This window comes from Nocardioides sp. (assembly GCF_035576065.1).
Classification (GTDB): domain Bacteria; phylum Actinomycetota; class Actinomycetes; order Propionibacteriales; family Nocardioidaceae; genus Nocardioides.
This window is the reverse complement of sequence record NZ_DATLWX010000041.1, coordinates 54,437-80,780: the sequence shown is the minus strand read 5'-3', so window position 1 is coordinate 80,780 and position 26,344 is coordinate 54,437. Positions and strand designations below refer to the sequence as shown.

29 protein-coding genes are annotated in these 26,344 nt (G+C 69.4%); 16 read left to right on the top strand and 13 right to left on the bottom strand.

Going from position 1 to position 26,344, the window contains the following annotated elements:
* Positions 1-11: 11 nt before the first annotated feature.
* The 3 genes from VNJ48_RS18055 to hflX all read right to left on the bottom strand — a co-directional run bounded on the left by VNJ48_RS18055 (position 12) and on the right by hflX (position 5,831).
* Complete coding sequence (locus tag VNJ48_RS18055) at positions 12-1,880, bottom strand: ATP-dependent DNA helicase (RefSeq protein ID WP_325604675.1); 1,869 nt, start codon at positions 1,878-1,880, stop codon at positions 12-14.
* 159 nt (positions 1,881-2,039) lie between these two features.
* On the bottom strand, positions 2,040-4,310 hold the full coding sequence (gene secD / locus VNJ48_RS18050; RefSeq protein ID WP_325604645.1) for a protein translocase subunit SecD: 2,271 nt from the start codon (positions 4,308-4,310) through the stop codon (positions 2,040-2,042).
* Positions 4,311-4,343: 33 nt separating this feature from the next.
* Positions 4,344-5,831 (bottom strand): GTPase HflX, encoded by a 1,488-nt coding sequence (hflX, locus tag VNJ48_RS18045; protein ID WP_325604643.1) that lies wholly within the window; start codon positions 5,829-5,831, stop codon positions 4,344-4,346.
* A gap of 127 nt (positions 5,832-5,958) precedes the next feature.
* Between hflX and VNJ48_RS18040 the strand changes: the two genes are divergently transcribed.
* Genes VNJ48_RS18040 through VNJ48_RS18030 form a run of 3 tightly spaced genes read left to right on the top strand, consistent with a single transcriptional unit; the run spans position 5,959 to position 8,514 of the window.
* A complete protein-coding gene (locus tag VNJ48_RS18040; protein ID WP_325604641.1) occupies positions 5,959-7,251 on the top strand; it encodes a hypothetical protein in 1,293 nt (430 codons plus the stop codon).
* Positions 7,248-7,847, top strand: a complete 600-nt coding sequence (locus tag VNJ48_RS18035; protein WP_325604639.1) for a TetR/AcrR family transcriptional regulator — start codon at positions 7,248-7,250, stop codon at positions 7,845-7,847. Before VNJ48_RS18040 ends, VNJ48_RS18035 begins: the two co-directional genes overlap by 4 nt.
* Positions 7,848-7,875: 28 nt before the next feature.
* Positions 7,876-8,514 (top strand): hypothetical protein, encoded by a 639-nt coding sequence (locus tag VNJ48_RS18030; protein WP_325604637.1) that lies wholly within the window; start codon positions 7,876-7,878, stop codon positions 8,512-8,514.
* Here the strand turns inward: VNJ48_RS18030 and VNJ48_RS18025 are convergent.
* On the bottom strand, positions 8,504-9,079 hold the full coding sequence (locus VNJ48_RS18025) for a TetR/AcrR family transcriptional regulator (protein ID WP_325604635.1): 576 nt from the start codon (positions 9,077-9,079) through the stop codon (positions 8,504-8,506). The two genes, VNJ48_RS18030 and VNJ48_RS18025, sit on opposite strands and share 11 nt — an antisense overlap.
* Before the next feature lie 71 nt (positions 9,080-9,150).
* Between VNJ48_RS18025 and VNJ48_RS18020 the strand changes: the two genes are divergently transcribed.
* The gene (locus VNJ48_RS18020; RefSeq protein WP_325604633.1) at positions 9,151-9,750 is read left to right on the top strand and encodes an NAD(P)H-dependent oxidoreductase; all 600 of its coding nucleotides are present in this window, start codon (positions 9,151-9,153) and stop codon (positions 9,748-9,750) included.
* On the opposite strand, the gene VNJ48_RS18015 is transcribed toward VNJ48_RS18020, so the two are convergent.
* Complete coding sequence (locus tag VNJ48_RS18015) at positions 9,731-10,507, bottom strand: SDR family NAD(P)-dependent oxidoreductase (protein WP_325604631.1); 777 nt, start codon at positions 10,505-10,507, stop codon at positions 9,731-9,733. The two genes, VNJ48_RS18020 and VNJ48_RS18015, sit on opposite strands and share 20 nt — an antisense overlap.
* Before the next feature lie 83 nt (positions 10,508-10,590).
* Here VNJ48_RS18015 and VNJ48_RS18010 point away from each other — a divergent pair, with 83 nt between their 5' ends.
* The gene (locus tag VNJ48_RS18010; RefSeq protein ID WP_325604629.1) at positions 10,591-10,848 is read left to right on the top strand and encodes a hypothetical protein; all 258 of its coding nucleotides are present in this window, start codon (positions 10,591-10,593) and stop codon (positions 10,846-10,848) included.
* Positions 10,849-10,857: 9 nt separating this feature from the next.
* Here the strand turns inward: VNJ48_RS18010 and dapF are convergent, their stop codons facing one another.
* From dapF to miaA, 4 genes are read right to left on the bottom strand one after another with little or no spacing between them, the layout of a single operon-like run.
* On the bottom strand, positions 10,858-11,643 hold the full coding sequence (dapF, locus tag VNJ48_RS18005) for a diaminopimelate epimerase (protein WP_325604627.1): 786 nt from the start codon (positions 11,641-11,643) through the stop codon (positions 10,858-10,860).
* On the bottom strand, positions 11,640-12,173 hold the full coding sequence (locus VNJ48_RS18000) for a dihydrofolate reductase family protein (protein WP_325604625.1): 534 nt from the start codon (positions 12,171-12,173) through the stop codon (positions 11,640-11,642). Before VNJ48_RS18000 ends, dapF begins: the two co-directional genes overlap by 4 nt.
* Positions 12,174-12,179: 6 nt before the next feature.
* On the bottom strand, positions 12,180-14,021 hold the full coding sequence (ggt, locus tag VNJ48_RS17995) for a gamma-glutamyltransferase (RefSeq protein ID WP_325604623.1): 1,842 nt from the start codon (positions 14,019-14,021) through the stop codon (positions 12,180-12,182).
* A gap of 18 nt (positions 14,022-14,039) precedes the next feature.
* Positions 14,040-14,993, bottom strand: a complete 954-nt coding sequence (gene miaA / locus VNJ48_RS17990) for a tRNA (adenosine(37)-N6)-dimethylallyltransferase MiaA (protein WP_325604621.1) — start codon at positions 14,991-14,993, stop codon at positions 14,040-14,042.
* Positions 14,994-15,055: 62 nt separating this feature from the next.
* Here miaA and VNJ48_RS17985 point away from each other — a divergent pair, with 62 nt between their 5' ends.
* The 4 genes from VNJ48_RS17985 to VNJ48_RS17970 all read left to right on the top strand — a co-directional run bounded on the left by VNJ48_RS17985 (position 15,056) and on the right by VNJ48_RS17970 (position 17,104).
* Positions 15,056-15,238 carry a hypothetical protein gene (locus VNJ48_RS17985; RefSeq protein ID WP_325604620.1) on the top strand — a complete coding sequence of 61 codons (183 nt, stop codon included), beginning with the start codon at positions 15,056-15,058 and terminating at the stop codon, positions 15,236-15,238.
* Positions 15,239-15,259: 21 nt separating this feature from the next.
* Positions 15,260-15,715, top strand: coding sequence for an NUDIX domain-containing protein (locus VNJ48_RS17980; protein ID WP_325604618.1), 456 nt, complete (start codon positions 15,260-15,262; stop codon positions 15,713-15,715).
* Positions 15,716-15,731: 16 nt separating this feature from the next.
* Positions 15,732-16,022: a hypothetical protein gene (locus VNJ48_RS17975; RefSeq protein WP_325604616.1), complete on the top strand. Its 291-nt coding sequence runs from the start codon at positions 15,732-15,734 to the stop codon at positions 16,020-16,022.
* Positions 16,023-16,135: 113 nt separating this feature from the next.
* Positions 16,136-17,104: a hypothetical protein gene (locus VNJ48_RS17970; RefSeq protein ID WP_325604614.1), complete on the top strand. Its 969-nt coding sequence runs from the start codon at positions 16,136-16,138 to the stop codon at positions 17,102-17,104.
* Between the two features lie 60 nt (positions 17,105-17,164).
* Here the strand turns inward: VNJ48_RS17970 and miaB are convergent, their stop codons facing one another.
* Positions 17,165-18,655 (bottom strand): tRNA (N6-isopentenyl adenosine(37)-C2)-methylthiotransferase MiaB, encoded by a 1,491-nt coding sequence (gene miaB, locus VNJ48_RS17965; RefSeq protein ID WP_325604612.1) that lies wholly within the window; start codon positions 18,653-18,655, stop codon positions 17,165-17,167.
* 226 nt (positions 18,656-18,881) lie between these two features.
* Between miaB and VNJ48_RS17960 the strand changes: the two genes are divergently transcribed.
* The 6 genes from VNJ48_RS17960 (at position 18,882) to VNJ48_RS17935 (ending at position 24,088) form a co-directional block, all read left to right on the top strand.
* A complete protein-coding gene (locus VNJ48_RS17960) occupies positions 18,882-20,093 on the top strand; it encodes a glycoside hydrolase family 16 protein (RefSeq protein WP_325604610.1) in 1,212 nt (403 codons plus the stop codon).
* A gap of 35 nt (positions 20,094-20,128) precedes the next feature.
* A complete protein-coding gene (locus VNJ48_RS17955) occupies positions 20,129-20,626 on the top strand; it encodes a 2'-5' RNA ligase family protein (RefSeq protein WP_325604608.1) in 498 nt (165 codons plus the stop codon).
* Between the two features lie 81 nt (positions 20,627-20,707).
* Complete coding sequence (locus tag VNJ48_RS17950) at positions 20,708-21,484, top strand: amino acid ABC transporter ATP-binding protein (protein WP_325604606.1); 777 nt, start codon at positions 20,708-20,710, stop codon at positions 21,482-21,484.
* Between the two features lie 41 nt (positions 21,485-21,525).
* Positions 21,526-22,410: a glutamate ABC transporter substrate-binding protein gene (locus tag VNJ48_RS17945; RefSeq protein ID WP_325604604.1), complete on the top strand. Its 885-nt coding sequence runs from the start codon at positions 21,526-21,528 to the stop codon at positions 22,408-22,410.
* Positions 22,411-22,520: 110 nt separating this feature from the next.
* The gene (locus tag VNJ48_RS17940; RefSeq protein WP_325604602.1) at positions 22,521-23,213 is read left to right on the top strand and encodes an amino acid ABC transporter permease; all 693 of its coding nucleotides are present in this window, start codon (positions 22,521-22,523) and stop codon (positions 23,211-23,213) included.
* The gene (locus VNJ48_RS17935) at positions 23,210-24,088 is read left to right on the top strand and encodes an amino acid ABC transporter permease (RefSeq protein ID WP_325604600.1); all 879 of its coding nucleotides are present in this window, start codon (positions 23,210-23,212) and stop codon (positions 24,086-24,088) included. Before VNJ48_RS17940 ends, VNJ48_RS17935 begins: the two co-directional genes overlap by 4 nt.
* A gap of 28 nt (positions 24,089-24,116) precedes the next feature.
* Here the strand turns inward: VNJ48_RS17935 and VNJ48_RS17930 are convergent, their stop codons facing one another.
* From VNJ48_RS17930 to VNJ48_RS17920, 3 genes are read right to left on the bottom strand one after another with little or no spacing between them, the layout of a single operon-like run.
* A complete protein-coding gene (locus VNJ48_RS17930) occupies positions 24,117-24,581 on the bottom strand; it encodes a hotdog fold domain-containing protein (RefSeq protein ID WP_325604598.1) in 465 nt (154 codons plus the stop codon).
* A gap of 28 nt (positions 24,582-24,609) precedes the next feature.
* On the bottom strand, positions 24,610-24,981 hold the full coding sequence (locus VNJ48_RS17925) for a VOC family protein (RefSeq protein WP_325604596.1): 372 nt from the start codon (positions 24,979-24,981) through the stop codon (positions 24,610-24,612).
* A complete protein-coding gene (locus VNJ48_RS17920; protein WP_325604594.1) occupies positions 24,978-25,748 on the bottom strand; it encodes a trans-aconitate 2-methyltransferase in 771 nt (256 codons plus the stop codon). Before VNJ48_RS17920 ends, VNJ48_RS17925 begins: the two co-directional genes overlap by 4 nt.
* Positions 25,749-25,846: 98 nt before the next feature.
* Between VNJ48_RS17920 and VNJ48_RS17915 the strand changes: the two genes are divergently transcribed.
* Positions 25,847-26,344 carry a MarR family winged helix-turn-helix transcriptional regulator gene (locus VNJ48_RS17915; protein WP_325604592.1) on the top strand — a complete coding sequence of 166 codons (498 nt, stop codon included), beginning with the start codon at positions 25,847-25,849 and terminating at the stop codon, positions 26,342-26,344.

Here is a 26,344-nt window from a genome sequence, read left to right as displayed (position 1 = left end):
CGCCGGCTCGCTCAGCCGGCGGCGAGGCGCGCGAGCGCGTTGCGCACCAGCGCGCCGTCGGTCGTCGTCCACATCGGCGGCAGCGAGGCCTTGAGGAAGCCGCCGTAGCGGGCAGTGGCCAGCCGCGGGTCGAGCACGGCGACAACACCGCGGTCGGTCGTCGTCCGGATGAGTCGTCCGGACCCCTGCGCCAGCAGGAGCGCGGCGTGCGTCGCCGCGATCTGCATGAAGCCGTTGCCGCCGGCACGGTCGGCAGCCTTCTGTCGCGCCGACATCAGCGGGTCGTCGGGGCGGGGGAAGGGGATCCGGTCGATCAGCACCAGCTGGCAGGTCTCCCCCGGCACGTCGAGGCCCTGCCAGAGCGACAGCGTGCCGAACAGGCAGGTGTGCGGGTCGTCGACGAACTGCTTGGCGAGCTCGGGCAGCTGGGCGTCACCCTGGGCCAGCGTGGTGAGGTGCGGCAGCCGCTCCCGCACGACCTCGGCGGCCGCCTCGGCCGCGCGGCGCGACGAGAAGAGCCCGAGGGTGCGCCCGCCGGCGGCATCGACCAGCTCGCAGATCTCGTCGAGCTGGGCCTTCACGAGACCGTCGCGGCCGGGCGGGGGCAGGTGGCGGGCGACGTACAGGATCGCCTGCTGGCCGTAGTCGAAGGGCGACCCGACGTCGAGGCCGCGCCACGGGAGGACGTCCTGGGTGCGTGAGGTTGCGTCGCGCTCGGTCGGCTTGAGGCCCAGCGAGGTGGCGACCGCGTTGAAGTCGCCGCCGAGCATCAGGGTGGCGCTGGTGAAGACCACTGTCTTGTCGGACAGCAGCTTGTCGCGCATCGGACCCCAGACCTGGAGCGGGGCGACGTGCAGCCGCGCCGGGATGCGGTCGCGGGCCTCGTTGAGCCAGAGCACGTCGCTCTCGAGGTTGGCGGCCATCCGCTCGGCGTTGACGAAGACCTCCTGGACCATCCCCTTGGACTGCGTGCGCCCGGCGTCGCCGTCGGCGGACGTCGTGTCCTTGGGGTAGGCCGACAGGCACTTGCGGGCGGCGTCGCGCACGAGGGCGAGCGCTTCGGCGAGCTGGTCGGACGGGCGCTCGATCCGGCCGGTTGAGGTGGCCTCGATCGCCTCGGCGAGGGAGTCCGCAGCCTCCCCCAGCGAGTCGGCCGACTCGTCCTCCACCCAGCGCTGCGAGCGCCGCGCGGCGCGTTCGATGTCGTTGACCGCGAGCTCGTCGGTGGCCGCCTGGGTCACGCGAGCGGTCAGCTCGTGGGCCTCGTCGATCACGACGGCGTCGTAGTCGGGGATCATCGGCACCCCCTCGATCGCGTCGATCGCGAGCAGGGAGTGGTTGGTGATGATCAGGTGCGAGTGCTGCGCCTTCTCCCGGGCCCGCTCCGCGAAGCACTCGACCGCGAAGGGGCACTTGCTCGCACCCAGGCACTCGCGGTGGTTGACGCTGACCTGACGCCACTCCCGATCGGTGTGCCGCGGCGCGTTGTCGCGCTCGCCGCTGCCGCTCGCCTCGCTCTCCTTCTCCGCCCACGCCCGCAGCTCGAGCACCTTCTCGGCCATCGAGCCGATCGGCGCCTCGACCAGCGCGCCCTGCTCGTCGGGGACGCCCTCGCGGATGCGGTGCAGGCAGGCGTAGTTGCCCCGGCCCTTGAGCACGGCGTATGTCGCATCGACCTGGTCGCCGATCGCCTGGACCAGCCGCGGGATGTCGCGCTCGACGAGCTGGTGCTGCAGGGCGAGCGTCGCGGTGGCCACCACCACGCGGTCGTGGTGGAGCAGGCTCGGGACGAGGTAGGCCAGCGACTTGCCGGTGCCGGTGCCGGCCTGGACGAGGAGGTGCTGCTCGTCAGCGAGCGCCTTGGAGACGGCCTCGGCCATCTCGATCTGACCCGTGCGTTCCTGACCGCCGAGGGCCTTCACCGCCGCAGCGAGCACCCCAGCCACGTCGGGAGCGCGTCGCTCGGTCTGCTCGGCAGTGTCAGGCACTCGAGCACCCTACGGGCGCGCACCGACAGTGCGGCGTACACACGCAGATGCTCAGATCACGGCGCCGGAGTCGTCGGGGGTGCGGGCGACCTTCTCGCGCTTCACCCTGCTCATCGGCCACTTCTCCTGGAAGTAGGTGAGCATCGGCGTGGCGGTGAAGACCGAGGAGTAGGTGCCGACGACGAGACCGATCAGGAGCGCGATCGCGAAGTCACGCAGCGAGTCGCCACCGAGGACTGCCAGCGCAGCCAGGATGAACATCGTGCCGAGGCCGGTGTTGACCGTGCGCGGCATCGTCTCGATCGCGGCCCGGTTGGCCATCTCGTTGAAGGTGTCCTCAGGTCGCGAGCCGAACCAGCGTTCGCGGATGCGGTCGAAGACGACGACGGTGTCGTTGACCGACAGACCGATGATGGTCATGGCCGCAGCCAGGAAGATGCCGTCGATCGGCTTCTCCAGCCAGGCGAAGATCCCGACGACCAGGATGACGTCGTGGGCCATCGCGAGGACCGCGGAGACACCGAACGTCCACTTGAAACGGAACGCGAGATAGAGCAGCTGCGCGAGCAGGGCGATCCCGAAGGCGATCAACGCCTTGTTGCGGAGCTCGTTGCCGAGGGAGGCGCCGATCGACTGGTCGTCCTCCTTGGTGACGTCGCCGCCGATCTCAGCGAGGGCGTCCTCGATCTGCTGCTCCTCGTCGCTCGTGATCTCGCCCGTACGCACCGTGAAGTCGGCGGTCTCGGCCTCCTGCACGACTGCCTCGAACCCGGCGTCGGAGATCGCGGCGCGGGCCTCGTCGATCGAGACCTCCTCGCTCACTGAGTAGTCGAGCTGACGACCACCGCTGAACTCCACGCCGAGGTTGAGACCGTTGAGGGCGATGCCGGTGATCGCGAAGACCAGCGCGGCGGCGGAGACACCGAGCCACCTGCCCCGCTTGCCCATGATGTCGAAGTTGGAGCGGTCGAGCCACTCGCGGACCCTGCCCACGGTGGCGACACCGCTGAGCCCAGGACTGCGCTCGGTGGCCTTGGTGGAGACGCTCAGCTCGGTGAGCACCCGGGCGATGACCAGTGCGGAGATCATCGAGGCGATGACACCGATCGAGAGCGTCACGCCGAAGCCCTTGATCGGGCCGGAGCCGAGGATGAACAGCAGCGCGGCGGCGAGCAGGGTGGTGACGTTGGAGTCGATGATGGCCGACCAGGCCTTGTTGAAGCCGACGACCAGCGCGCGGCGCAGCCCGGCGGAGGGATATTGGGCGTACTCCTCCCGGGCGCGCTCGAAGACCAGCACGTTGGCGTCGATCGCCATCCCGATCGCGAGCACGAACCCGGCGAGACCGGGCAGCGTCAGGGTCGAGTCGAGCGCGAGCAGCATGGCGTACGCCAGCAGGGCGTACGACGTCAGCGCGATCGTGGCCATGGCGCCGACGAGCCGGTAGATGAACATGATGAAGAGGCCGGTGAGGATCAGGCCGATGATGCCAGCCTCGATCGAGGCGTCGATCGCCTCGGCCCCGAGGGTCGGGCCGACGAGCCGCTCGGAGATGGCCTCGAGCTCGAGCGGGAGCGCGCCGCCCTCGATCAGGGTCGACAGGTCAGTGGCGTACTTCTGGCTGAAGGACCCGGTGATGTCGGTGGTCTCCCTGATGTCAGCGCCGCACTGCACCTGGACCGCGGGGCTGGAGATGATCTTCTCGTCGAGCACGATCGCGATGCGCTTCTGGTCCCCCTGGGCACAAGCCGCCTCGCCCGACAGCTTGCCGAAGGCGTCCGATCCGCTGCCGCTGAAGTCGACCCGCACCGCCCAGCCGACGCTGCCGTCAGGCTGCACGGCCGAGGCGCCGGTGATCTCGTCACCCTGCAGGACCACTGGTCCCACCTCGAGGAAGGTGCCGTCCTCGTCCGGCAGGACGAGGTTGTCCTTCTTGCTGGGCTCGGCATCGGCGCTGGCGGCGGTTGCGATCACGGGGTGGACGCTCAGCTGCGCCGTCTGCCCGATCCGCTCCTTCGCGTCGTCGCGCTCTTCGTCAGTTTTGACGCCGGGCAGCTCGACCAGGATCCGGTCGTCACCCTGGCGAACGAGCGTCGACTCGGCCACGCCGAGGGCGTCGACGCGCCCACGAAGCACCTCGACGGTCTTGTCGACGTTCTCCGAGGTCGCCTCGGTGGTCTCGGTGTCCTTGGCCTGGAAGACGAACTGAGCGCCGCCTCGCAGGTCGAGGCCCAGGTTGGGCTTCTGGTTCAGTGCGAGGGCGAGACAGCCGCCGAGCAGACCGAGAACGAGCAGGAAACGAACGACGGCACCGCGTGACATGCGCGCCATCCTCCCCCAGAGGGCCGAGCCGCCCTAAATGGGGTAGGCCTCCAGCTCGCTTGCGAGGTCCGCGTTGGCGCGACCCTTCACGAGCGTGCCGTCGCCGGTGTGCTCCATCGAGGCGATCTCGCCCTGCTGGTGCAGCCGGTTGAGGAGGTCTCCGCGCTCGTACGGCAACAGGGCCTCGAACTCCACGCTGGGGCGCGGCAGCTCGGCCTCGATCGCCGCGATCATGTCCTCGATGCCCTCGCCGGTCTTGGCGCTGACCACGACAGTGTGCGGCTCGCGAGCTCGCAGCCGGGCGATGACCATCGGGTCGGCAGCGTCGGCCTTGTTGACCACCACGAGCTCGGGGACCTTCGAGGCGTGGATGTCCGCCAGGACCTCGCGCACCGCGGCCAGCTGACCTTCCGGGTCGGGGTGGGAGCCGTCGACCACGTGCACGATCAGGTCGGAGTCGGCAACCTCCTCCAGCGTCGAGCGGAACGCCTCGATGAGCTGGTGGGGCAGGTGCCGGACGAAGCCCACGGTGTCGGAGACCGTGTAGATGCGGCCGTCCGTGGTCGTCGTACGCCGCGTGGTGGGATCGAGCGTCGCGAACAGCGAGTCCTCGACGAGCACCCCGGCGTCGGTGAGCCGGTTGAGCAGGGAGGACTTGCCGGCGTTGGTGTAGCCCGCGATCGAGACGCTCGGGATGTGGTTGCGCTGCCGCTCCTGACGCTTGGTCTCGCGGGTGCCCTTCATCTCCTTGAGCTCGCGGCGCAGCTTGGCGATCTTGGTGTTGATCCGACGGCGGTCGGTCTCGATCTTCGTCTCACCGGGGCCACGGCCACCGATGCCCTCACCGCCGGACACGCGGCCACCGGCCTGCCGGGACAGGTTGCCGCCCCAGCCGCGGAGGCGCTGCTTCATGTAGTTGAGCTGGGCGAGCTCGACCTGGGCCTGGCCCTCCTTGGACTTCGCGTGCTGGGCGAAGATGTCGAGGATCAGCCCGGTGCGGTCGATCGCCTTGACCTTGAGCTTGTCCTCGAGGTTGCGCAGCTGGCTGGGCGCCAGGTCGCCGTCGAGGATGACCGTGTCGGCCCCCGAGGCCTGGACGATCTCGAGCAGGCCGTCCACCTTGCCGCGACCGATGAAGGTCGCCGGGTCAGGGGTCTGCCGCCGTTGGTAGATCGCGTCGAGGACCTCCGAGCCGGCGGTCTCGGCGAGCAGCGCGAGCTCGGCCATGGAGTTCTCTGCGTCCTGCACGGTGCCAGAGGTCCAGACACCGACGAGGATGACCCGCTCGAGCCGGAGCTGGCGGTATTCGACCTCGGTGATGTCCTCGAGCTCGGTGCGCAGCCCCGCCACCCGCCGCAGGGCATGGCGCGCGGCCAGGTCCTGCTCGCCGGTGGTGAGCTCGTCGAGGTCGATCTCCTCGGGGTCGGGCCCGTCGGGCGAGACCAGGTCGATCGCGTCGTCGTCCCAGTCGTCGGTGGCGTCGAGGGAGTCGGCGAGGTTGAAGTCAGGTGCGTTCGTCATATGCCTGCGAGTTTAGGCCGCCGCCGAGCACCTGCCCAGCGGTTAAGCGCGATACCACCCCCTTGACAGGGGGCGTGGCCTGCGCCAGATTCGAGAACAATTGTTCACGTTCTGGGAGGGACACGACATGCGCGTACGTCGAGCACTGAGCACCATCGCCAGCGCGGGAGCGCTCGCCGGAGCACTTGTCGGGGCCACCCTGGCCACCTCACCGGGAGCCGCGGGGCAGGCGGATCCGCTCCAGCTGCCCACCGCAGCCATCGCCCTGGGCGACTCGTTCGTGAGCGGCGAGGGCGCCGGGGCCTACCAGTCCGTGGCCGACCTCAACGGCGTGAGCCAGGGGTTCCCCGGCTGGACGGCGCCGAACAGCAACGCCTACTTCTGCCACCGCTCGGCCAACGCCTCGATCCAGGTCGCCGAGCTCGCCGGCGTCAGCGCCCGCTTCAACCTGGCCTGCTCGGGGGGCCAGCCCGCCGACATGGCGGCCGCCTCGAGCGCTCGACCGAAGGGGCGCACGGTGGCCTCGCAGATCACCCAGCTCCGCCAGGTCGCGCAGACCCACGACATCGACGTGGTGCTCATCGGCCTCGGGTCCAACAACTCCCAGTTCACCTTCGGCACCGTGGCCTCCGAGTGCGCTGGCCGCTTCGTGGCCGCCGGCTACACCGGGTGGTGGGAGATCTGGGTGCCGCTGATGAACTGGCTCAGCGGGACCCCGGTCGCCAACGAGAACCCGTGCACGCTCGCGGAGATGGCCACCGACGCGCAGGTCGCCGCGGCCACCCAGGAGACGACCGCTGCCGTCCGGCAGGTGCTCACCGCGCTGGCCGAGGTCGACGCCGACGGCCAGCACACCGTCGTGCTCCAGGACTACACCAGCCCGCTGCCGACCGAGTTCGCAACGCAGTACCACGACGAGGACGGCCGCACTGACACCCGCGACAAGTTCCGCGAGCTGGTCCGGGAGCGGTACGCCGCAGGCTGCCCCGCCCACCGTGCCTCACTCGGCCCCGCGGCGCAGTTCACCGACAAGCTGGCCGGCATCGTGCACAGCACCTACGCCACCCTGAAGGCCGAGCGGCCCGCAGAGAAGCTGGTCTTCCTCGATGTGCGCAGGGCCTTCGACGGCGCCCGTCTCTGCGAGAACCCGGGCTCTCCGGCAGGCACGCTCGCGACTCCGCTGCGCCTCCAGGACCAGCCCAACGGCACCTTTGTGCAGAGCCTCAGCGGCTACGACAAGATCGGCGTGCAGCGGCTCAGCAAGACCTGCAACACCTACTTCCAGACCTGCCAGGAGTCGTGGCACCCCAACCTCGCGGGGCACCAGGCGCTCGGTGCCTGCCTGAGCAGCGCCGTGACGATCGGCGGCGGCCAGGTCACCTGCCGACGCCTCCCGGACGGGACCATGACGACCTCGTGAGCCGGGCGGAACCTCTCCAGGAGCGGTCACGGGCGACCGTCGAGCGCATCCTGGCGGCGGCCGACGCCGAGATCGGCGAGGTCGGGCTGGCGCGCACGTCCACCCGCCGGATCGCCCAGCGCGCCGGGGTGTCGGTAGGGGCGACGTACCGGTTCTTCGCCGACAAGGAGGCCATCGCCGTCGCGCTGTCGGAGCGCTATCTCGACGCCGCTCTGACCGCCTACGGCGCGGTGCTCGACGAGGTGTCGGGCCCCGAGGACCTGCCCGTGGCCATCAACACGCTGGTCAGGAATGCTGCGCTGCTCCAACAGGCCCATCCCGGCTACTACCGGCTGACCGAGGAACGGCTCCCCGACCTCGTGGCCTCCCCCGCCCACGTGGCCCGCGAGGGCATCGTCGACCTCCTGTCCACCGCGATGATCAGGACCGGCGCCGTCTCACCCGAGATCCCCGAGGCGCTCGTCCGGACCCGGATCGAGCTCTGCGTGGAGACGGTCCGGCACGCCCTGGCCCACGCCGACTCCAAGGACAGCACGGACCGCGACCTGCTCATCGAGGAGCTGTCGCACATGCTCACCGCCTACCTCACGCGGTGATCGCCAGTCACCAGTGCAAGATCATCCTGTGAAGACTGAGATGCACGCCTTTGTCGACGGCGACGCCGGACCGTGCGGCGCCATCCTGCGTCACCTGGAGCCCGACAGCCTCCGCACACGGACCGTGTTCAAGATGGGTGACGAGGCTCCGGTCTACCTCGTCGACCACGTCGTCGAACACGACGGCGACGTCCGTCGGTGGACGCGGTTCGCCTACGACTCCCCCACCTCGGCGAGTCAGCACTCGGGCACCCGCGACGGCGACGGGGTCGTTCTTCTCGACGGCGCCCCGGCCCCACACCTGACCGGTGCCGTCGGTGCGTACGGCGAACACCTGGTCCTCGCCCAGATGCTCCTCGACGGAGTGGACACCGTGTCCTACGTGCAGTTCGACGAGGGCGAGCCCGAGGCGGGCGCTGACGAGGCGGAGCTGCACCGGCGGGGTCCCGAGACGACGGAGCTGCTCGACGGTTCCACGGTGCACGCCGAGCGAGTCCAGGTGGTCCTCGCCGGGCGCCATACCAACACGCACTGGTCCGTCGACGGCGTGATCGTCAAGTCTGACTGGTGCGGCGCCGAGTCGTTCCTCATCGATGACGTCGACGCTCTCTGCGAAGGGCTCGACCCGGACGTCGTGGCGCAGATCAGGGAGTTCGTCAGGCGATGAGAGCGTCCAGCGCAGGCTGAGCAGCCTCGCGCGGCAGGTGTCCCAGCATCACCAGGACCGCCATCCCGTGCACGGTCGCCCACATCCCGGCTGCCAGCGCCTCGGGGTCACGGCCGGTGAAGCCCGGCTGCTGCACCAGCGCCGCGACCTCTGCGGCCAGCAGCTCCTCATTGCGGGTGATGAGCGGGGCCATGTCGGCGTCGGGATGACCGGGCGGGCAGTACTCCGGGTCGAAGACGAGCGCGAAGGCCTGCGGGTGGTCGGCCGCGTAGTCGACGTACGCCCCTCCCAGGGCGCGCACGCGAGCGATCGGGTCGGACTCCCCCTCCACCGCACGCTCCTGCGCCTCGAGCAGCTCTCGCATCGCCCGCACTCCCAGCGCGTGCAGCAGCGCGGCCCGGTCACCGAAGTGGTTGTACGGCGCGTTGTGGCTGACCCCCGCCCGCCGGGCGACCTCGCGCAGGCTGATCTTGGCGGCCGGCTGGGTCGTGAGCAGCTCGAGCGCGGCGTCCTCCAGGGCGGCCTGGAGGTTGCCGTGGTGATAGGTGGCTCTCGATCTTGACACGAGCAATATGCTACCCCAGTATGGGCACTGTCCAGATAGTTGACGGTGTCCATATTAAGGCGGAGAAGCCCATGACTCGCACCCTCGTGATCGACGGTCACCCCAACCCCGATTCGCTGACCGCCGCCCTGGCCCGGGAGTACGCCGCCGGCGCCGGCGACGACGCGGTCCTCCTGTCCCTCCGAGATCTCCAGATCGATCCGGACCTGCACGGTGGCTACACCTCGGACCAGCCCGTCGAGGCCGACCTGCTCCGGGCGCGCGAGCTCATCGAGTGGAGCGAGCACATCACCGTCCTGGCGCCGGTGTGGTGGGGCTCGGTGCCCGCGCTGCTCAAGGGCTTCCTCGACCGGACCCTGGTGATCGGCTGGGCGTTCCGCTACAAGGACAACGGCCTCCCTCTCGGCCTCCTGGCCGGCCGCACCGGGCGGATCATCATCACCGCCGACTCGCCGCGGTGGTACCTCCCCCTCGTCGGCGACACCACGGTCAAGCAGCTCAAGGGGCGCACGCTGGAGTTCTGCGGCATCAAGCCGGTGAAGGTGACCCGCTTCAGCCACGTCCGCAGCGCGAGCGACGAGCGTCGGGCGGGTTGGCTCGAGCAAGCGCGTCGCCTCGGTGCCGACGACGCGGGGGCGCCGGCGCGGGTGGCTACTTCGGTGGCATCCTGATGCCGCCGTCGACCCGGACCGTCTCGCCGTTCATGTAGGAGTTGGTGAGGCACTCCACGACCATGCTGGCCAGCTCTTCGGCGTGGCCGAGGCGCTTGGGGAAGAGCACCGACTCGCCCAGCTTGGCCTTGAACTCCTCCGGGTCACCGAAGGCGTCGTAGATCGGGGTGTCGACCAGGCCGGGAGCGACCGTGTTGAGGCGGATGCCGGCGGCCGACAGGTCGCGGGCGACGGGCAAGGTCATCCCGACCACCCCGCCCTTCGACGCGGAGTAGGACGACTGGCCGATCTGTCCGTCGAAGGCCGCGACGGAGGCGAGGTTGACGATGGCGCCGCGCTGGCCGTCGGCGTCGGGCTCGTTGCGCGACATGACGGTGGCGGCCTGACGGGTCATGTCGAAGGTACCGATGAGGTTGATCTCGACCACGCGGCGGAACGCGTCGAGGTCGTGTGCGGAAGCGAGCTCACCGTCGCGCCCGATCGTGCGCTGCGCCCACCCGATGCCGGCGGAGTTGACGCAGGCACGCAGCGGAGCGATGTCGGCGGCGGCCTGGACGGCAGCGGCGATCTGCTCGGTCTTCGTCACGTCGACGCGGGCGAACACGCCCTTGATCTCGTCCGCCAGTGCCTCGCCCTGCTCGGCGTTGATGTCGGCGACGACGACGACCGCGCCGCGGGCGGCGAGGGCGCGGGCGACCGCGGCACCGATGCCGCTGGCGCCTCCGGTGACGATGGCTGTGGCTCCGGTGATGTCCATGGTCGCCGATCCTAGGTCCAGCTTGTCCACAGATGGCCTGCGGCCCATGGTGCGTGGCACAGTGGAGACTTACGGTCGTCGTCATGACGACGGCGCCCGCAAACCTCGAGCGGAAGGTGCGTCAGTTGGACAACGACGTGCACTCCATCCACGAGATCCTCGATCAGCTCAGGTCGACCCAGACCCGCATGGCCGCCACCCAGGCCCGCCAAGGCAACCGCCTCGACGAGTTGGCCCAGCACCTCGAGGCACACGACCAACGCTTCGACGCCGTGGACCAACGCTTCGACGCCGTGGACTCCAGGCTCGACGACGTGCTCGTTCTCCTCCGCAGTCGCTGAGGTCGATGCTCAGAGGTCGGTGGTGCCCTCGGCGACGAGGACCGCGGGACCGGTCATCAGCATCCGGTCGTCCTCGGTCCAGGTGATCTCGAGGCTGCCGCCCGGCACGTCGACGCGATAGGTCGTCCCGCGAGGAGCGTCGTCGGCCAGGGCCGAGGCGACCATCACGGCGCAGGCGCCGGTGCCACAGGAGCGGGTCTCGCCGGACCCCCGCTCGTGGACGCGCATGGCGACGTGGTGCGCCCCTCGGCGTACGACGAACTCGACGTTGACGCCCTCGGGATAGATCGCCCGGTCGACGTCGGGCTCCTCGAGCAACGTGCCGGCCGCGTCGAGCGAGTCGACGAAGGCCACGGCGTGGGGGTTGCCCGTCGAGACGTGCAGAGCGGGGTGGCTGACGCCGTCGACGCCGACCAACGTCTTCTCGAAGACCTGGGGCGAGCCCATGTCGACCGTGAAGGCGTCGCCCTCGCGGGTGATGGTCTTGACGCCGTCGCGTGAGTCGACCTCAAGAGGCGACGACTCGCCCTCGTGCTCGAGGAGGTAGCGCGCGAAGACGCGGATCCCGTTGCCGCACATCTCGCTGATGGAGCCGTCGGCGTTGCGGTAGTCCATGAACCACCGGCCGCCCTGCCGCACCGCGCGCAGCACGCCGTCACCACCGATCCCGGAGCGGCGATCGCACAGCGCCCGCACCCGCTCGGCCGACAGGTCGCCGTGGACCGAGCCGTCGGGGTCGGGCAGCAGCACGAAGTCGTTCTCGGTGCCGTGGCCCTTGAGGAAGCGGTAGGTCACTGCTCCAGTGTCGCAGGCTTGACCACGCTGTGTCGGAGGCAGGCGAAGTCACGGTTGCGCGCGACCTCCTCCAGCCTCAGCTCCACGTGCCGCGGCAGGACCGGGCTCCCGGCGCCGAGGGTCACGGGAGCGAACTGCACCCACACCTCGTCGAGCAGTCCCTGGTCATGGAACTGCCCCACGAGGTCCCCGCCGCCGACCAGCCACACATCCTTGTCACCCGCGCGCTCCACTGCCGCGGCGTGCACGTGCTCGACGGGATCGGCAGTGAAGGTCACTGCAGCCACCGGCTCAAAAGTCCTGTGTGTCAGGACGTACGTCGGCAGGTCGCCCCACGGGTCGTCGTCATGGTCGAGGATCCACTGCCACGTCGTGGCACCCATGATGCAGGCGCCGATGCCCTCCCGGAACCCCGCGTAGTTCATCGGCCCCGCCTGGTCGATGTCGCGGGAGAAGAGCCAGTCCAGCGAGTGGTCGGGCGTGGCGATGAAGCCGTCGAGCGAGCAACCCGTGTAGTAGATCGTCGCCACCGTCGACTACCTCGGGTCGACCACGCGCGCCGAGCCGCCACCGCGCCGGACCGGCTCCGAGACGGCCGTGAGCCTCCCGCCCGGACCGAACTCGATCGCCGTCGCCGCCCCGATCTGCGAAGCACTGGTGAACGCGTCGCCGGCTGGCACGAACTTGTGGCCTCGGGCCGTCAGCACCGGACCGTAGGCGGTGATGAACTCCGGCTCGGCGGTCACGTTTGCGGTGTTGCGCGGGGCCGCCCGCGGAGCCGCGATGGCCTGCTCGATCGTCATGCCCAGATCGATCCGGTTGACGATCATCTGCAGCACCGTGGTGATGATCGTCGAGCCGCCGGGCGAGCCGAGCGCCAGGAACGGCTTGCCGTCCTTGAGCACGATGGTCGGGCTCATCGAGGAGCGCGGCCGCTTGCCCGGCTGGATCCGGTTGGGGTCGGCCTCGTTGTAGACGGTCGAGAAGTCGGTCAGCTCGTTGTTGAGGAGGAAGCCGTGGCGCGGGACCACCATCCCGGAGCCGCCGGTCTGCTCGATGGTGAGGGTGTATTCGGCGACGTTGCCCCACTTGTCGGCCACCGTGAGGTTGGTCGTCGAGATGTTCTCCGTGTCGGTGTCGACCGTTCCGCGCGCGGCTGGGGCCGGGCACACACCGTCGTACGCCGAAGCGTCACCGGCCGCGACGGGCTTCGTCGAGGCCTTGTCGGGGTCGATGTTGCAGGCCCGGTCGGCGGCGTACTTGTCGCTCAGGAGGGCCCGCAGCGGCACGCCCACGAAGCGGGGGTCGCCGACGTACTTGGCACGATCGGCGAAGGCCAGTGCGCCGGCCTCGAGGTAGGTGTGCAGCACCTGCTCGGGCGTCTTGCCGGTGAAGTCGGTGCGCTCCATGATGTTCAGCGCCTCGCCCACGGTGGAGCCACCGCTGGAGGACGGGGCCATCCCGTAGACGTCGTGGCCGCGGTAGGAGATCTTCGTCGGCGACTGGTTGCGGACCGTGTACTTCGTGAGGTCCTTGCGCGAGAGGTGGCCGGGCGGCACCGGCAGGTCGGTGCCCTGGGTCGTGCGCGGGTCGCGGACGATGTCGACCATCAGCTTGGCCAGCTTGCCGCGGTAGAAGGCCCGCAGGCCGCGGTCGCCGAGGTCGGCGTAGGTGGCCGCGAGGTCGGGGTTGCGGAAGATGGTCCCGATCGTGGGCGCGTCCCCTCCGGGCAGGAACAGCTTCCTGGTCGCGCGGTAGGCCTCGAACCGCTCCTGGTTGTCGAGGGTCTGCTGGCGGAACGTCTCGTCCACGACGAAGCCGCGGGTCGCCACCTTGATCGCCGGCTTCAACGCCTGCGCCATGGTCAGCGTGCCCCACCTCTTCAGGACGCGGTGCCAGGTGGCCGGCGTGCCGGGTGTGCCGACGCTGACGCCACTGGTGACGAGCTCAGGGGTGAAGTTGTAGGGCTTGCCCGTGGCGGGGTCGATGAAGGCGTCGGTCGGCATGTTGCGCGGGGCGGTCTCGCGACCGTCGACGGTGGCGACCTTGCCCGTCTCCGCGTTGTAGTAGACGAAGTAGCCACCGCCGCCGATGCCGGCGCTGTAGGGCTCCGTCACACCCAGCGTGGCCGCCGCAGCGATCGCGGCGTCGGCGGCGTTGCCGCCCTTCTTCAGCACCCGGAGAGCCGCTGCGCTGGCCTCCGGGTCGACCGTGGAGACGGCGCCGCCCTTGCCCACCGCGGTCGGGATCTTCGCGGTGGGACGAGCGGCCCGCTCGGCCGTCGACCCCTCGGCTGATGCTGGGGGTGTCGCCACGAGGAACCCGGCGACGAGGGCCGAGGTGGCTGCAGCACTGGTGAGGGCAGGGGTGACGCGCATGGAGAACCTCCCGGAAGGTCAGAGAGGACCACCTTGCTCCGGAGTCTGCGATCTGTCGAGAGCGGCCACCTCCCTGAGTGCGTGCTCCACCCGGTCCGGGTCGTCGAAGCGCACCCACGACACTCGCGGGTCCTTGCGGAACCAGCCGTCCTGCCGCCGGGCGAAGCGCCGAGTGGCTGCCTGGGTCCGGGCGATGGCCTCGTCCCGGGTGATCTCACCACCCAGGTGGGCTGCCGCGTCGTGGTAGCCGATGGCCCGGCTCGCGGTGCGCGCCCGCTCGAAGCGGAGGTCGAGACGCTCGGCCTCCTCGACCAGCCCGTCGGCGTACATCTGTCGCACCCGTGTCGCGATGCGTGCGTCCAGGGTCGGCCGGTCGATGTCGACGCCGATCTGCACCGTGCGTGGGTCGGCGTACGTCGGGGTGGGGAGACTGGCGGAGTAGGGCCGGCCGGTCAGCGCGATCACCTCGAGGGCGCGAACGATCCGGCGGCCGTTCTCCCGCGGGATCTTCGCTGCGGCTTCCGCGTCGAGGTCACGCAGTCGCTGGTGCAGGGCGACGTGACCAGCGCGGGCGAGCTCCTCCTCGAGCTCGCGACGGACCGACTCGTCCGTGCCCGGGAACTCGAAGCGATCGAGGATCGCGCGGGTGTAGAGCGCGCTGCCGCCCACCAGCACGGGCGTGTTGCCCCGGGCCCGGATCTCGGCGATCGCCTCGCGCGCCCAGACCTGGAAGTCGGCGACCGTCGCCGTCTCGGTGACATCCAGCCGGTCGAGGAGGTGGTGGGCGATCCCCCTGCGCTCGGTGGGCGGGAGCTTCGCCGTACCGATGTCCATGCCTCGATAGACCTGCATCGCATCGGTGTTGACGATCTCTCCGCCGAGGCGCTCCGCCAGGTCCAGGCTCAGTCCGGTCTTGCCCGAAGCCGTCGCTCCGACGATCGCGACGATCACGGGGTGGGACTCAGCGGACATGGTCGGTAGTGTCCCAAAGAGCCACGGCCCACCCGCGGGCCGCACCGATCACGGAGGACCACATGGGTTTCCTGGACGACGTCCTGGACAAGCAGAACGACGAGGTCGCGACCACCGAGCCCTCCTCCCCCGGCGAGCCGCTCCCGCCGATCGTCCCGACCGAGCCGGTCACCGAGCCCGCGCCTGCCGGCCCCGGGATCCCGACCGACCCCGGCAACCCGGCCACCGGGGGACCCCGCCCCTGAGCTGCGGCTAGGTTGTCGGACGTGAGCTTCGTGGTGGTGCCCGCGTCCTACGTCTATCTCCTTCGCGACGACGCGACCCGAGGGCCCGAGGTGCTGCTCCAGCTGCGCGCAGGCACGACCTACATGGACGGGCATTGGGCTGCCGCCGCAGCGGGACACGTCGAGCGGGGCGAGACGGCGTTCGCAGCAGCACAGCGCGAAGCGACCGAGGAGCTCGGCATCACCGACGTGGACCTCTCCTTCGAGTTCACGATGCAGCGCACGCAGGGCGGTGAGCCGATCGACGAGCGGGTGGACTTCTTCTTCACCGCCCGTTCCTGGACGGGCGAGCCGAGGATCGTCGAGGCCGACAAGTGCGCCGAGCTGCGCTGGTGCCCCCTCGGCGACCTGCCCGACCCGGTGGTGCCGCACGAAGCCTTCGCCCTCAGCCAGCTGGGCACCCAGCAGCGATATCTGACCCACGGATTCCACACCTGACACACCCGGAGGACACATGGACAACGATCTCGGCCCGAAGCCGGACCCCGTCATCGAGGACAAGGAACCCAACCCGGGCGGCGCCGACGCCGTCCCGGAGAACGAGTTCGACCAGAACCTCGCGCGGGACCTCAACCCTGAGGACAACCCGGCCATCGATGACGAGGTGCCTGACGAGATCGCCGCGCCCGACGACGAGAAGTCCCAAGCACCGGAGGGCAAGGCCGACGACGCTGAAACGGGGAACGACGACGACCCCGCCGCCGGCCAGGAGGCCGAGGACGGCTCGGTCGAGCCTCCGGCCTGAGGTGACAGCGGTAGTCCGCTGCCACCTGGTGGCAGCGGACTACCGCCATCTCGTTGTCCACAGGCCGGATCTTCGCGGTGGCGGTCCGGGGTCGGCCACCACAGGCTTGCCGGATGAGCAGCGCGCCTGACGAGACCCCCGCCGACGAGGTAGCCCGGAGCCTGTCGCTGCAACACGGTGTCATCTCCCGGACGCAGGCCCTCGATGCCGGGATCAGTCCGCACGAGATTCGTCGTCAGCTGCGCCGCCTGGCGTGGGTGCTCCTGCTCCCTGGCGTCTACGTCAACCACACCGGTGAACCCACGTGGCTCCAACGTGCCTGGGCGGCCGTCCTTCACTGCGGCGACTCGGTCCTGTGCCATGAGTCGGCCCTACGAGCCGTCGAGGGACCCGGCCGGACCCATCGCGACGAGTCGGTCATCCATGTCGCGATCGATCGAGATCGTCGGGTGATCTCCCCGGTCGACTGGCTCGTCGTCCACCGGCTGGGGGACGTCGACGCCAAGGTGAGGCGCAACACCTCGCCGCCGACGGTGCGCATCGAGCATGCCCTGCTCGACGTCGCGGCTCGCGCACCGACCGACTTTGCTGCCGTGGGCGTCCTCACCGACGCAGTGTCCGCCCGCTTGACGACGGGTCCTCGCATCCTGGCGGCGCTGGAGGCACGGACGAGGATCGCTCGACGGGACTTCCTGGTGCGCGTGCTGTCCGACATCTGCGACGGCACCCACTCGGTGCTGGAGCACGGCTACCTCCACCGAGTGGAGCGAGCCCACGGGCTTCCGGTCGGCACTCGTCAGCTGGCCGAGGTGACTCCGACAGGCAAGGTGTATCGCGACGTCGCCTACGAGGCCTTCGGGGTCTATGTCGAGCTGGACGGACGCGCGACGCACGGCACCGCACAGGCGCACGACCGGGACCTGTCACGAGACCTGGCCGCAGTGTCGGACGACAAGATCACTCTCCGTCTCGGCTGGCGACAGGTGTATGGCGACCAGTGCTCCACAGCAGCGCGGACGGCCGCAGTGCTGGCGAGACGTGGCTGGTCGGGGACGCAGACCCGCTGCCCGGAGTGCCCCTGACATGACAGCGGTAGTTCAGTGCCACCAGCTGGCAGTGGACTACCGCTGTCTGCAGATCGGTCAGCCGCAGACCGGCGCCGGCGGCAGCGGCGCGGGTGCACCGACACCCGGCATGCCCAGCGTGACGCCGGTGGGCGCGGCAGGCGCTGAGGTGCGCTGCTCCCACGCATCGCCGGCCCGCGTGCGGCGTACGGCGAGGACCGGACCGTCGGCGACGAGGTGGTGCGGCGCGGCGTAGGTGATCTCGGTGGTGACCATGTCGCCGGGGCGCACGTCGGGGGCACCGGCGGGGTTGAAGTGCACGAGTCGGCTGTCGGGGGCTCGACCGGAGAGCCGGTGGGTGGCAGCGTCCTTGCGGCCCTCGCCCTCGGCGACCATCAGCTCCACGGAGCGGCCGACCAGCGCCTTGCCCTCGTCCCACGCGATCTCGTTGACGACCTCGACCAGGCGGAGGTATCGGTCCTTGACGACCTCCGGCGGGACCTGGTCGGCCATCGTCGCGGCCGGAGTGCCGGGGCGCGGGGAGTACTGGAACGTGTAGGCGCCGGAGAAGCGGGCCTGCCGGACGACCTCCAGCGTCGCGAGGAAGTCGTCCTCGGTCTCCCCGGGGAAGCCGACGATGATGTCGGTGGTGATCGCAGCGTCCGGCATGGCGGCGCGGACGCGCTCAATGATGCCGAGGAACTTCGAGGAGCGGTAGGACCGACGCATCGCCTTGAGCACGCGGTCCGAGCCCGACTGCAGCGGCATGTGCAGCTGGTGCATGACGTTGGGCGTCGCCGCCATCGCCTCGATCACGTCGTCGGTGAACTCGGCCGGGTGCGGCGAGGTGAAGCGCACCCGCTCGAGCCCGTCAATCGCGCCGCAGGAGCGGAGCAGCTTGGAGAATGCCTGCCGGTCACCGAACTCGACGCCGTAGGCGTTGACGTTCTGCCCGAGCAGGGTGATCTCGATGACGCCTTCGGCCACCAGCGCTTCGACCTCGGCGAGGATGTCGCCCGGTCGCCGGTCCTTCTCCTTGCCGCGCAACGCGGGGACGATGCAGAACGTGCAGGTGTTGTTGCACCCCACGGAGATGGAGACCCAGGCGGCGTACGCCGAATCGCGCTTGGTGGGCAGCGTCGAGGGGAAGACCGACAGCGACTCGAGGATCTCGACCTGCGCCTCCTGCTGGGACCGCGCACGGTCGAGCAGGGCGGGGAGCGAGCCGATGTTGTGGGTGCCGAACACGACGTCGACGTACGGCGCCTTGCTGGTGATCGTCGAACGGTCCTTCTGCGCCAGGCAGCCGCCGACCGCGATCTGCATCCCCGGGTTGGCGGCCTTGATCGGCGCGAGGTGCGACAGGTTGCCGTAGAGCTTGTTGTCGGCGTTCTCCCGGACTGCGCACGTGTTGAAGACCACGACGTCGGCGAGCTCACCCGCGGTGTGGGCGACGTAGCCGGCGTCCTCGAGCAACCCCGTCAGCCGCTCGGAGTCGTGGACATTCATCTGGCACCCGTAGGTCCGGACCTCGTAGGTGCGCGGCTGGGTCTGGGTGGCGGTGCTCATGGCGTGGTCCAGCGTACGGCGCCCCGCGCAGGCCCCCCGAATCGCTGTCCCGGCGGGCTCCGGCGCAGAAGGTAAAGACCACTTTGAGGGAATTTCCACAAAACCCCACGTGAGCCACAGCACACCCACAGAATGGTAACAACTTCCAGTCGGACCCCCCCAGTTCAAACTCCTGGAAGTTCCACCCGGTCCCACGTGGGACCACTCCTACCCCCCGGGAGTCACCATGAGCGCACGGTTCTTGCGGACAGGCCTTTTCCTCGGTCTCGCCGTCGCCCTGGCCCTCCCCATGGCGCCTGCCCAGGCCGAGAAGGCCGAGCAGTCGAAGCGCAAGCCCAACGAGACGACCGTCGTCCGCGGCGGCACCCTCGTCGCGCTGCCGCCGGTCGTGCAGCCGGGCACCTCGCCCGCAGCTCCGTCCAACGCCGGCCAGGTCGTCGCCACGTTCGACCCGGCCCGCATCGGCCGCACCGTCCTGCTGGAGCGCAAGACGGGTGGCGACTGGCGCCAGGTCGCCCGCAAGCGCCAGGACGCCTGGGGCTCCGCGGCCTTCGCGACGCAGCCCGGGACCTACCGGGCCCGCACCGAGACCGACAAGGGCCACGAGCTCGTCACCGGCACCGTCGTCTCGCGGGCCTGGGCCCCGACCTTCGAGGACACCTTCTCCGACGCGGCCGTCAGCTCCAGCATCTGGGGCGACCAGCGTCGCGAGCACGAGAGCGTGTACGCCGCCCGCACCTGTGCCCGCACCGACGCAGCCGCCCACCGCGTCGAGTCCGGCGTGATGCACCTCGGCCTGGCGCTCGACCCCGAGCGGCTCGACCAGCGCTGCCAGTACACAACCGACACCGGTGCCGGCGAGCAGTCGTTCCTCCTCACCAGCCAGGTCGCCACCGAGAACACCTACGCGTTCAGCCACGGCATCGCTGCCGCCCGGATGAAGCCCCAGCAGGCCAAGGGCATGCACTCCGGTTTCTGGATGCTGCCGGAGGGCAGCAAGTTCACCGACGGCAACGCGGCAGCGGGCACCGAGATCGACGTCATGGAGTTCTTCGGCGAGACCCCGGGCGGCCGCGAGACGATCGGTTCGTTCGTCTACTACTACGAGGCCGGCTGGGTCTCGATGAAGCACGGCGGCCTCTTCAAGGACGCCCGTCAGTCGCTGAGCGACGGCGCCAGCTGGTGGGACGAGTTCCACGTCTTCTCCGTGGAGTGGACCCCCGAGGCCTACATCTTCCGCGTCGACGGCCGCGAGTACTACCGCGAGACCAACGCCGTCTCCCAGGCTCGCCAGTACCTCGTCCTCTCGATGCTCGCCTCCGACTACGAGCTGGCGGACCTGACGGCCGACGAGATCGGCCAGACCGCCCAGGTCGACTGGGTGCGGGTCTGGGACGGCACCTCGGTCGCCTCCCGCAAGGCCGCACGCAGGGGTTGAGCAGGTCCTGCCCGACGAGGTCCTCACCTCGCACCATGCCCCGCCTCCACGCCTTTGAGCTCTTGCCCGACGAGGAGGGGCGCGACGCCGTCCTTCACGACTGGCAGGCGCTGAGAGACGCCGGCCTGCCCTCGCAACTGGACCACAAGGGCATGACCAACACGCCGCACGTCACCGTCCTCACCGCCGAGACCCTGGACGCCGACAAGGACGAGCACGCTCTGCGACACCTGGCGCCGCTGCTGCCGGTCCTGGCGCGATCCTCAGGCCTGGCGCTGCTCGGCGGCAGCCGGGTCTCCATCGTTCGGATCCTCGACGTTCCCGACGAGGTCACCAGCGCCGTACTCACCCTGCTCACCGACGTGCCGCACAGGCAGCACCCCGGTTGGCTCCCGCACGTGACCCTCGCCAGACGAGTGCCGCGCGCGGACGTTCCGACGGCTCTCCGCGTCCTGGGGCACGAGGACATGACCCTTCGGCTGGTCGAGCTGCGTCGCTGGGACCCCGACGCCGCCACGGTGCGAACCCTCTAGCGAACTCTGCGCTGGTCACGATTGGCACAAGGTGACCATGGGTGATGGCCCGAACGGGCTACGTACGGATAGGTTGCGCACATGACCGCGCTGGAGCATGAACCCCGCACTGCGGGTCGAGGTGAGCCGCTCGTCGTCCTGAGCGGGGTGCAGAAGCACTTCGGACAGCTGCACGCCCTCAAGGACATCGAGCTGAGCGTCGCCAAGGGCGAGGTGGTCGTCGTCATCGGGCCCTCGGGCTCGGGCAAGTCGACCCTGTGCCGTGCCATCAACCGGCTCGAGACCATCGATGAGGGCACGATCACCCTCGACGGCCAGCCCCTGCCCCAGGAGGGCAAGGAGCTGGCGAAGCTCCGCGCCGAGGTCGGCATGGTCTTCCAGAGCTTCAACCTCTTCGCCCACAAGACGATCCTCGAGAACGTCACGCTCGGCCCGATCAAGGTCCGCGGGATGAAGAAGGCAGAAGCGGAGAAGAAGGCACGCGAGCTGCTCGATCGAGTCGGCGTGGAGCACCAGGCCGAGAAGTACCCCGCCCAGCTCTCCGGCGGCCAGCAGCAGCGCGTCGCGATCGCCCGCGCCCTCGCCATGGAGCCCAAGGTGATGCTCTTCGACGAGCCCACCTCGGCCCTGGACCCGGAGATGATCAAGGAGGTCCTCGACGTCATGGTCGACCTCGCCAAGCAGGGGATGACGATGGTCGTGGTCACCCACGAGATGGGCTTCGCGCGCACCGCCGCCGACCGGGTCGTCTTCATGGCCGACGGCGCGATCGTCGAGGAGGGCACCCCCGAGGAGTTCTTCACGAACCCCAAGTCGGATCGCGCCAAGGACTTCCTCGGCAAGATCCTCAAGCACTGAGACGTTTTTCTCGGCAAGTTCCACACACAAGGGAGATACAGATGCGATTCATCCGTACGAAGGCAGTGGTGGCCGGTCTCGGCCTCGCGCTCAGCCTGGCCGCCTGCGGCGACGCGGGCAGCGACAGCGAGGGCCCGGAGATCGAGGTCAAGGAGGACGCTGCCTCGGAGTTCGAGGACGGCACCAGGATGAAGGAGCTGGCCGAGGCAGGCTCCATCAAGATCGGCGTGAAGTTCGACCAGCCGGGACTCGGCTTCAAGGACGCCGCCAGTGACACGCCCACCGGCTTCGACGTGGAGATGGCCAAGATCCTCGCCGCCGACCTGGGCATCGCGGAGGACGACATCACGTTCGTCGAGACCATTTCCGACAACCGTGAGCCGTTCCTCCAGGACGGCACCGTCGACCTCGTGCTGGCGTCGTACTCCATCACCGACGAGCGTCGCCAGGTCGTTGGTCAGGCCGGCCCCTACCTGGTCACGGGTCAGCAGATCCTGGTGAAGTCGGACAGCGACATCGAGAGCGTCGAGGACGTCAAGGGGATCGAGGTGTGCTCGGTCACCGGGTCCACCTCGCTCGAGAACATCGAGGCCGAGGGCGCCACGGGCGTCGGGCTCGACACCTACTCGGACTGCGCACAGAAGGTGCTGGACGGCTCGGTCGACGCGATGACCACCGACGGCACGATCCTGGCCGGCCTGGCCGCGCAGAACGAGGGCGAGCTCAAGGTCGTCGGCGAGGAGTTCTCCGAGGAGAACATCGGAGTCGGCTACCCCAAGGAAGCCACCGAGATGTGCCAGTGGATCGTCGACACGATCACCGCGGCCAACGAGGACGGTGACTGGGAGGCGGCGTTCGAGTCCACTCTCGGTCCGTCGGGCGTGGACACTCCCGACTTCCCGGAGATGGACTCCTGCGAGTCCTGATGTGATCCGAGACGGGGGCGGCCTCTCGGCCGTCCCCGTCCTGGCGCTTCGCTCCGTGCGTCACCCCTGATCCGTCCTCTCTACTTCCGCTCGACCACCGTGAAGGAGGTGTGCCGCTCGTGCAGGCGGTCCTCGACAACCTCGACCTGATCCTCAAGGGCTTCGGCTACACGATCGCGCTCTTCCTCATCAGCGCCGTCCTCTCGCTGGCACTCGGGACTTTCTTGGTGGCCATGCGGGTCGGCCCCGTCGCGGTCATGCGCAAGGCAGCCGCGACCTATGTCACCCTGGTGCGCAACACACCGCTGCTCATCGTGTTCCTGTTCTTCGTGATCGCCGGACCGAAGCTCGGCATCAACTTCAAGTGGCTCGACGTCCACATCGGGCCGTTCGACTTCACCTCGTTCTTCGGGGCAGCGGTCGCCGCCCTGTCGCTCTACACGTCGACGTTCGTGTGCGAAGCGCTGCGCTCCGGCGTCAACGCGGTGCCGCTCGGCCAGTCCGAGGCGGCTCGCGCGATCGGCCTCACGTTCGCCGGCGGGATGCGACAGGTCGTCCTGCCACAGGCTGTGCGGGCCTCGGTCCCGCCGCTGGCCTCGACGATGATCGCGCTCGTCAAGAACACCTCCGTCGCGGCCGTCTTCGGCGTGGCCGAGGCGGTGTCGCGCATGCGGGCACTCACCAACAACAACGCCGGCGACCGGTGGGAGATCTTCATCGTGATCGCGCTGGGCTACATCATCCTCGTCGAGCTCATCTCGGCGGTCGCCATCGTTCTCGAGCGTCGTTGGAGGATCGCATGAGCGCCCAGAGCGTCCTCTTCGATGCCCCCGGACCTCGCACGGTCGCGCGCCACCGCCTCTACGCGATCCTGACCGCGGTCGCCATCGCTGCCCTGGTGGCTTTCGCCCTGTGGCGGCTCTGGGCGACTGGCCAACTCACCGCTGAGAAGTGGGAGCCGTTCGTCACGCCGCGCTACATCGAGGCCATCCTGGTCGACGGCCTGCTCAAGACCCTCCAGATGGCAGCGCTCTCCATCGTCGCGGCCGTCGTGTTCGGACTGATCTTCGGGGTGGGCAAGCTCTCCGACCACCGTCCGGTGCGCTGGATCAGCTGGGTGGTCGTGGAGTTCTTCCGGGCCGTCCCGGTGCTGATGCTGATGATCCTGGGGTTCTTCGCGATCTTCTCCGGCGTCGGCGACACCTCGAGCCGGGCCTACTGGTCGGTGGTCCTGGCGCTCATGCTCTACAACGGGTCGGTGCTGGCCGAGGTCTTCCGGGCCGGCGTGCTCGCCGTGCCGAAGGGCCAGAGCGAAGCGGCCTATGCCATCGGCATGCGCAAGTCGCAGGTGATGAGGGAGGTGCTGCTGCCGCAGGGCGTGAAGATCATGATTCCCGCGATCATCAGCCAGATGGTGGTAGCACTGAAGGACACCAGCCTCGGCTACTACATCCTCGCGCCGGGACTCACCGCGTTGGTGAAGCCGCTTTACCAGAACTTCAACAACCATGTCGCAGTGATCTTCGTCATCGGCGGGATCTACGTGCTGGTCAACCTGCTCCTGACGTGGCTTGCGACCTGGGTGCAGCGCAAGTTCGTCGGGGAACGCAGCCCGCTCGACCTGACCCGGGTCGGCAACATGCAGGGCGGCGAGAACACCGGCGGTGCCGGGATCTAGCGCTCAGCGCCGAAACGCTTCACTTCGTTCAGCGCTTCTCGGTCACCCAGAGCTTGATGACACCCTCGATCACCACGACACCGTCTTCGCGCTCGCCGCGGACCCGGACGCTGATGTCGGGGTTGTCGCTGGTCCACTGCTCGGGGTCGGTCTCGGCGATGCAGGTGATGTCACTCGTCGCCTTGGCGGTGTAGGAGATGTCCATGCCCTTGGGGATCCAGCGCTTGCCCTTCGGGATGCTCACCTCGGCCAGCGCGCCCATGGCCGCTTCGAGCCCGTTGCACAGGGCGATCGCGTGGACGGTGCCGATGTGGTTGTGCACCCGGCGCCGCTTGGGGATGACGAGCTCCACGTGATTGGGCTCGACCACGGTGAACCGCGGCCGGATCGTGGCGAAGTAGGGCGCCTTCTGCGAGAACGCCGCGGAGAAGACGCGCTGGCCGATGACGGGGATGGCTGCGGTGGTGTTCCACAGCTTCTGGACCTGGCTCATGGGGACATATTACCAGCGAGTAACAGGATCACGCCTCCGCCAGCAGCTCGACCCGGTTGCCGTGGCCGTCGAAGGTGTGGCACCGCACATGTCCGGGGAACGAGTCGCGCTGGCTCCAGTCGACCTTGAACCCGAGGTCGACCAGGCGTGCTGCGGCCGCCTCGAGAGTGGCGACGTCCGCGAGCAACAGCGCGGGATGAGCCTTGCGCGCCGCAGCGAACGGTTCCTCGACCCCGACGTGGATCTCCGCGCCAGCGGGCGAGCGGAACCACGCCCCACCCCGACCGGCGAGCGCGGCAGGCTTCGCCACCTCAGTGAGACCGAGCCCCTCGGCATAGAACCGGCGGGCGACGTCCTCGCCGCCGACGGGGCAGGCGACCTGCACGTGATGCAGCCTCATGGCTTGCTCGCCACCACGAAGATGCGGCGGAACGGCAGCAGCACCCGGCCGTCGCGGACGGGGTAGGCATCGGCGAGCCGCTGCTTGAACTCCGCTTCGAAGTCCGCCCGCAGGTCCGGCGGAAGCGCTTGGAGCGTCGGTCGCGCGCCCGTCCCGGAAACCCAGGTGAAGACCGGGTCCTCCCCCGTCAGCACGTGCAGGTAGGTCGTCTCCCACGCATCCACGCGCATCCCCAACGATGCCAAGGCCTCGAAGTAGTCGCGCAGGTCATGGCTGGACGGGACTGCCACGTCCCGGGTCAGCTCGTCGTACGGCGCACGGCCGGCGATCTCGGTGCGGATGGTGTGGCTCGGCTCGTCGAAGTTGCCTGGCACCTGGAAGGCGAACCAGCCGCCTGGAGCGACCTGGTCGACGAGACGTGGCAGCAGCGAGAGATGGTCCGGCACCCATTGCAGGGTCGCGTTGGAGACGAGCACGTCGACCGGCTCGGGCGCGGTCCAGTCGCGCAGGTCGGCCACCGCCCACTCGATGTCGGCCCCACCGCTCGCTCGCGCCGCGGTGATCATCTCGGTGCTGGAGTCGAGTCCACTCACGCGGGCGTCCGGCCAGCGCTCGGCGAGCAGCTGCGTGAGGTTTCCGGGCCCGCAGCCGAGGTCGATCACGGTCGTCGGCGCGCTGGCACCGACCCGGGCGAGCAGGTCGACGAAGGGGCGACCTCGCTCATCGGCGTACGTCAGATAGCGCTGGGGATCCCAGGAGTGCGGCACGTCGGGGGCCTCTCGTCAAGTCTCTTGATGTCAAGATATATCCTGCGCCCAAACTATCTCGATGTCAAGATTCTCGACGCATCTGACAGACTGCGGGGATGCGCGACGAAGTGGACAGCCTGGTCGAGGCGTGGGCCCGCGAGCGCAGCGACCTGGACCTCGGGCCCGTCGAGGTCTTCAGCCGGATCAGCAGGCTGGCGCGCCACCTCGATCTCGCTCGGCGTGACGCCTTCAGCGCGCACGACATCGAGTCGTGGGAGTTCGACGTGCTGGCAGCCCTGAGGCGAGCCGGAGCGCCGTACGAGCTGTCCCCCGGTCGTCTCCTGCGCGAGACCCTGGTGACGAGCGGCACCATGACCAACCGCGTCGACCGCCTCGCCGGCCGCAACCTCGTCGAGAGGCTGCCTGACCCCAGGGACCGCCGCGGCGTGCTCGTGCGGCTCACCCCCGAGGGCAAGCTCGCGGTCGACGGCGCCTTCGGGGCGCTGCTCGCCGCCGAGGCCGAGCTCCTCGCAGCCCTCCCGGCCGGCGACCGGACCACCCTGGCCTCGTTGCTGCGCACCCTGCTCGAGCCGTTCAGCCCGCCCGAGAGCTGA